At 62.8% G+C, this 5,527-nt stretch carries 7 protein-coding genes; 5 read left to right on the forward strand and 2 right to left on the reverse strand.

Going from position 1 to position 5,527, the window contains the following annotated elements:
• The 5 genes from VN856_RS17315 to VN856_RS17335 all read left to right on the forward strand — a co-directional run.
• Positions 1–439 (forward strand): ABC transporter permease (locus tag VN856_RS17315; RefSeq protein ID WP_325691165.1); only part of this gene is annotated, 439 nt, incomplete at its 5' end.
• Positions 440–441: 2 nt separating this feature from the next.
• Entirely contained in the window at positions 442–1,434 is a 993-nt protein-coding gene (locus VN856_RS17320; RefSeq protein WP_325691167.1) for an ATP-binding cassette domain-containing protein, read from the forward strand.
• 41 nt (positions 1,435–1,475) lie between these two features.
• Positions 1,476–2,267 carry a TIGR02206 family membrane protein gene (locus tag VN856_RS17325; protein ID WP_325691169.1) on the forward strand — a complete coding sequence of 264 codons (792 nt, stop codon included), beginning with the start codon at positions 1,476–1,478 and terminating at the stop codon, positions 2,265–2,267.
• Positions 2,268–2,283: 16 nt separating this feature from the next.
• Positions 2,284–2,820 carry a hypothetical protein gene (locus tag VN856_RS17330; RefSeq protein WP_325691171.1) on the forward strand — a complete coding sequence of 179 codons (537 nt, stop codon included), beginning with the start codon at positions 2,284–2,286 and terminating at the stop codon, positions 2,818–2,820.
• A 145-nt stretch (positions 2,821–2,965) separates the two neighbouring features.
• Positions 2,966–3,976 (forward strand): zinc-dependent alcohol dehydrogenase family protein, encoded by a 1,011-nt coding sequence (locus tag VN856_RS17335; RefSeq protein WP_325691173.1) that lies wholly within the window; start codon positions 2,966–2,968, stop codon positions 3,974–3,976.
• Positions 3,977–4,313: 337 nt separating this feature from the next.
• Here VN856_RS17335 and VN856_RS17340 read toward each other — a convergent pair whose 3' ends face one another.
• Both VN856_RS17340 and VN856_RS17345 read right to left on the reverse strand, forming a co-directional pair.
• On the reverse strand, positions 4,314–4,790 hold the full coding sequence (locus VN856_RS17340; RefSeq protein WP_325691175.1) for a hypothetical protein: 477 nt from the start codon (positions 4,788–4,790) through the stop codon (positions 4,314–4,316).
• A gap of 129 nt (positions 4,791–4,919) precedes the next feature.
• A partial coding sequence (locus VN856_RS17345; protein WP_325691177.1) for an AAA family ATPase occupies positions 4,920–5,527 on the reverse strand: 608 nt, incomplete at its 5' end.

Genomic DNA, 5,527 nt, shown 5'->3' on the forward strand with positions numbered 1-5,527 from the left:
GCCTGACGGCTACCGGGTTGTCGACAACTCAGTTGCGGTCGACGACCTCATGCGGCCCACCCGAATTGCGGTCGAGGCAATCACGATTGTGGCGATTCTGCTGTGGATCGTCGCGGCGTTGATCGTGGGCGGCGTCGTCTACCTGTCCGCGTTGGAGCGAATGCGCGACTTCGCGGTATTCAAGGCGATCGGCGTCTCGACGCGATCGGTCCTGGCCGGTCTGGTGCTGCAGGCCATCGTCGTCGCAATCGTCGCCGCTGCCTTCGGCGCAGGCCTCGCGCGCCTGCTCGCCCCGTTGTTCCCGATGAACGTCATCGAACCAGCTTCGGCCTATCCGCTCCTGGCGGTCATCGCGGTCGGGGTTGGTCTGCTGGCCAGTGCCACGGCAGTCCAACGGGCTGCCGCCGTTGATCCCGCAATCGCATTTGGAGGTCCTTAATCATGAACGGTCTACGCATTGACGACCTGGTCGTCGAATACTCGAGCGGCAGCAGCGCCATTCGGCCCATCGACGGCCTGGACCTTGAACTCAAGGCCGGCTCGTTGAACATCTTGCTCGGCCCGAGCGGGTGTGGGAAAACGACATTGCTGTCGTGCCTCGGCGGACTCCTGACACCAACGTCCGGGCGGATCACCGTCGGTGACGTGGATGTGACCGCGCTCAATCACGGCAAGATGTCGCAATACCGACGTCACCAGGTCGGCATCGTGTTCCAGGCGTTCAACCTGGTGCCAAGTCTGACGGCGCTCGAGAACGTCCTGGTGCCGCTGCGCGCGGCCGGGCTGTCGCGCCGCGCCGCGCGTGAACGCGCCGAGGTCTTGCTGACCCGAGTTGGGTTGCAGGACAGGATGACCCATCATCCCGGTGATCTCAGCGGCGGCCAGCAGCAACGGGTAGCCGTCGCGCGTGCGATAGCCCTCGACCCGCCGCTGATCCTGGCCGACGAGCCGACCGCGCATCTCGACTACCTCCAGGTCGAGGAGATTCTGAAATTGATCCGCGAGCTTGCCGACGGCGAGCGCATCGTCGTGGTCGCAACCCACGACTCCCGATTGCTACCGCTGGCCGATCGCGTCATCGAGATGGTGCCGACAACACCCCTAGTCAACCGCGCGCACGAAACGATTCGTCTCGACGCAGGAACGGTTTTGTTCAACCAAGGCGCGCTCTCCGACCTCATCTACGTCGTCTCCGAAGGAGAACTGGAGGTGCTCCGTCAACGACCGGGCTCAGGGCAGGCATTACTCAGGGTCGCCAGAGCCGGCGACCACTTCGGCGAGATCGGTCCACTGTTCGGTCTGCCGCGCTCGGCAACGGTGCGTGCCCGCACCGACGCAGCGGTAATCGGCTACAGCGTCCCGGATTTTCGGCAACGCCTCAGCGGGGATGTCGCACCCGGTCCGGTCGAGGGCCGCGAACCGGCCATGGATTAGGCCCACACGAAATAACGCAACCACCAGAAAAGGACACTGAAATGATCGACAAATCACTGATAGCTGCGGCAAATTCGGCGCCGCACACTACGGTAGGATGGTTCTCTGCTTACGGCCCTTCGCATTTGACGGTACTCGTCATCTTCGTCATGGGTTCTGCTGCGCTGGTTTGGATCGGGCGCCGGCAAACCGAATCGCAGGCTCGACTCTTTGGCCGCGCCATGGGCGCGACGATGCTGGCGATATTCGGGGTGGCTCTGGTGTACAAGCTGATCCATCCCTCCATCGACCATTCGGTGCCGTTGCAACTGTGCGATCTCGCCGAGCTCACGGCGGCCTACGCGTTATGGTCACACCGCAAGTGGGCGTTCGCGCTCGCTTATTTCTGGGGTCTCCCCCTGAGTTCACAGGCGTTGATCACCCCGGATCTCAATGCGCCCGACTTCCCTAGCCACGACTTCGTCACCTTCTTTGCGTTACACCTGCTGGTCGTGTGGGCTGCCATCTATCTGACCTGGGGCAACGGCATGCGGCCGAATTGGCGCAGCTACCGCTTCGCGATCACCACGACGCTGGCCTGGGGGGCTTTCACCCTCGCCTTCAACACAATCACGGGAAGTGACTACGGCTTCCTCAACAGGAAACCCGTCAATGGGTCGTTCCTGGACCTGCTCGGGCCGTGGCCGTCTTATGTAGTCGCAGAGGTCGTTATCGTCGGCGCCGTTTGGGCGCTGATGACCTGGCCCTGGGAGAAGCGACGGAGCCTCCCGGCTGCCGAACCGACCGAGGTGCCGAGAGCTTTGGCGGCGTCGCTGTCCGGGCCGGCGCGGTAAATAGTAGGTGACTGCCATGGCCAAGCCCGAAGAGAGCATCCGCAAGCTCGAAAACCAAGCGCAACACTTGAATTACTACCCACACTGGCTGGACAACCTCGCTGACGATGTCATCCTTCAGGGCGCCGTATTCAACGGCGAATTGCGTGGCGCACAACAGGTTGGGAAGATGCTGAGTTTTGCGCGGAGCCTCTACGCGTTTCAGGACTTCCGCTTCTACGGCATGCGCGGCGATCTCTTCTTGGAGGACTACCGCTCCCGCATCCGCGGCACCGAGGCCTACCACCCGAACGGCGTCGAGATTTACAACTTCGTCGTCGTGTACTTCAATGCCGCCGGCGAGACCAGCCAACTGGTGATGAACCACCGGCCCCAGTCGGCCGCCCTGCTGTTCTCGTCGTTGCTGGCGAAGCACTTCGGTGATGCATACGACCCAAGCCTCTTCTACAGAGGCGACGCCCGCGCTCATTTACTCGATTGCGATCTGTCCAGGGGTCTGTGGCCGGCTTCGTCCAGCGGACCCGCCGGGGCATCCGAGTCGCACTCGACGTGACCTGCAGGGCGCGCGCGTCCGGCGATACGACAGGTCGACGGGGCTCGCGCGCTGGGCAACCGAGGGTTTACACCCCAACGAGCCGACGTGGTGGCAGCATCAGAACGCGTACTCATGCAGGAGGAACTTCAGGAAAATGCGAGCCATGCGATCTGTCGTCGCCCAGACGGTCGGCGAGCCGTCCGAGGTTTTGCACCTACAGAACCGTCCGATCCCGGAGCCCGGTCCCGGCCAGGTCCGGATCCGTGTCGCAGCGGTGCCTGTTGAGGCCAGCGATCTGCATACCATCCGTGGCCGATACGGATTCACCCCGGAGTTCCCGGCCGTACCCGGAATCGAATCCGTCGGTGTTATCGACGAACTCGGCGCCGGCACAGCCGGTTTCGCCATCGGGCAACGCGTAAGTACGATCGGAGTCACCGGCACGTGGCAAGAGTATGTTGTTGCCGACGCCGAGCGGGTTCTGCCCATTCCCGAGAACATGACCAATTCCACGGCAGCCCAACTTCTCAGCAATCCGCTCACGGCCGTCATCCTGACCAGTGATGTACTCGCTGTTCGACCGGGTGAATGGCTCCTGCAGACCGCAGCCGGTTCAACCGTGGGCCAGTTGGTCATCCAACTCGGCGCACACATCGGCTTCAAGACCCTCAACGTTGTCCGGCGCCGATCCGCTGTCGAGGGCATCCTCGCGCTTGGGGGCACCGCCGTGATCTGCACGGAGGACGAGGACCTGCGCGAACGGGTAGCCGAGATCGCTGGCCGCGACGGCGTATTCAAGGCGATCGACTGTGTCAGCGGTCAGGTGGGTGCAGACGTGTCGCGCGCGCTGGCACCGAGCGGTGAGCTGGTCATCTATGGCGCGTTGTCCACGCACCGACAAACCGATCCCGCCAAATTGACCATTCCCGTTTTCGCGCGCTCATTGATCTATGAAACCAAGACCGTTCGGGGGTTCTGGCTGTTCCGATGGCTGACCGAAACCCCCAAGGATCGGGTTGCCGCAACGATCGAGCGGACGGTTCAGCTGGCCGACAGCGGGGCGTTGCGCGTGCCCGAGGGCCAGCCTATCCCCGTCGAAAAGTTCTCCGAAGCCGTCCATTTGGCCGAGGCCCCCGAACACGGTGGCAAACCGCTGCTTGTCTTCGACCCGTAGCAGGCACCGACACTGCGCGGGCCGCTGCTACAGCGTCCTGGCCAGAAAGCCAGCCGGGCTCATTCGAAAACCGGCTCCGCGGTTACCGCTAGCCACGCCCTGAATTCCCGGTCCTCACAGCGCTTTTGCGTCCATCTGGCAGATAATCTTGCGATGATCGACGGGGGGACGCGGTCCGCTCTGCAGGCTGATTCGACTGGTGGGCCGGATTGGCGTGCGGTCACCGCGACACCATCGTGTAGCCGGCGATCCCGAACACCACCGGAACCATCGCCAGCACCCCGTAAGCTGCGTTCAGCATTGTTCTCAGCTCCTTCGTGTACTCACTCGCGGGCGATCAAGACACTGCCGCAGTTCCTTCGGCAGTGTTCGTTGCGTTGCGGCTCTCGATAGCCCTGACGCTGTGCTCGAACGCCTTGCGCAGAGAACGCTTACCGATGCTTCCAAGCACGCCGGAAAGCACCAGCCCCTTGAGATTCTTCCCCTCGCGAACGATGACGACGTCTATCAAGGTCGTTCCATCGGACTGCCGTCTCAGCGTGTAGGTGTAGCCCGACGCGCCGCCAAACATGTTGGAGTCGATCGTCTTCAGCCTGGGGTGGCTGGCATCGAACCAGTTGTAGACCAGTCTTTCCCAGACACCGCCCGAGCCTTCCGTGACGTCGGCCTGATGAGGACCCTTGTTGTGCACCATCAGATATGAATCGGCGCTGTTCTTGAAGATCTTCGACCGGCCCGGACCGAAGTCGGTGAGCCCGGCGATGAATTGCTCGGGGGTCGATGTGGTCACCGCGTGAAAGTGGATAACAGACATGATCATTCCTCTCTTACAAATGTTTGTCTGTCATCCACTCTCGGCGCACCATGGACTACCTGGGAATGCCGCCTTTATCCCTAGTACTGGCAGGGACAGGCTCGGGTGATGCCCGGCTAGCGGTGCCGCTCAGGGCTGAATCGGCACGTGCTTTTCCGCACATGCGTCGGTGACCGCGACGACGATGTCCTGGGTGCGCAGGGTTTCCAGATCTTCGACGGTCACTGAGCCCCGGTCGGTGCGGTGCTGAGCGGCTACCCGGGAGTCCCGTAACCGTTCGGCACGCTCGACGATGTTGCGGGCGAAACGTCCGTTCTGCATGACGTCGATCCCGTGCGTGCCGTCCGGGGCCAGGTAGGCCCGCAACGTCTTGCAGGCCATGTTCAGCGCCTCGCGCGCGGCCGGTTCGATCACGGTCGCCCGCGGTTCGCCGTAGCGGACCGCGATCTCGACCAGCTCGTCGGGCGCGTAGGACGCGAACCGCAACTTGCGGTTGAACCGGCCCGCCAAACCCGGGTTGACGGTGAGGAACTCGTCGACTTCCTTCTCGTATCCGGCCCCGATGAAACAGAAGTCGAAGCGGTGCACCTCCAGCGCCACCAGCAGCTGGTTGACCGCCTCCATGCCGATCATGTCCGGCCGGCCGTCGTGATGACGCTCCACCAATGAGTAAAACTCGTCCATGAACAGGATGCGGCCCAGCGAACGGGCAATCAGCTCGTTGGTTTTCGGACCCG

The organism is Mycobacterium sp. (assembly GCF_035603715.1).
GTDB lineage: Bacteria > Actinomycetota > Actinomycetes > Mycobacteriales > Mycobacteriaceae > Mycobacterium.

What these genes read in the sequence shown, in the direction of transcription:
- VN856_RS17325 (WP_325691169.1), top strand. Translation starts at nt 1,476, where the DNA reads ATGATCGACAAATCACTGATAGCTGCGGCAAATTCGGCGCCGCACACT.
- VN856_RS17330 (WP_325691171.1), top strand. Translation starts at nt 2,284, where the DNA reads ATGGCCAAGCCCGAAGAGAGCATCCGCAAGCTCGAAAACCAAGCGCAA.
- VN856_RS17340 (WP_325691175.1), bottom strand. Translation starts at nt 4,790, where the DNA reads ATGTCTGTTATCCACTTTCACGCGGTGACCACATCGACCCCCGAGCAA.
- VN856_RS17320 (WP_325691167.1), top strand. Translation starts at nt 442, where the DNA reads ATGAACGGTCTACGCATTGACGACCTGGTCGTCGAATACTCGAGCGGC.
- VN856_RS17335 (WP_325691173.1), top strand. Translation starts at nt 2,966, where the DNA reads ATGCGATCTGTCGTCGCCCAGACGGTCGGCGAGCCGTCCGAGGTTTTG.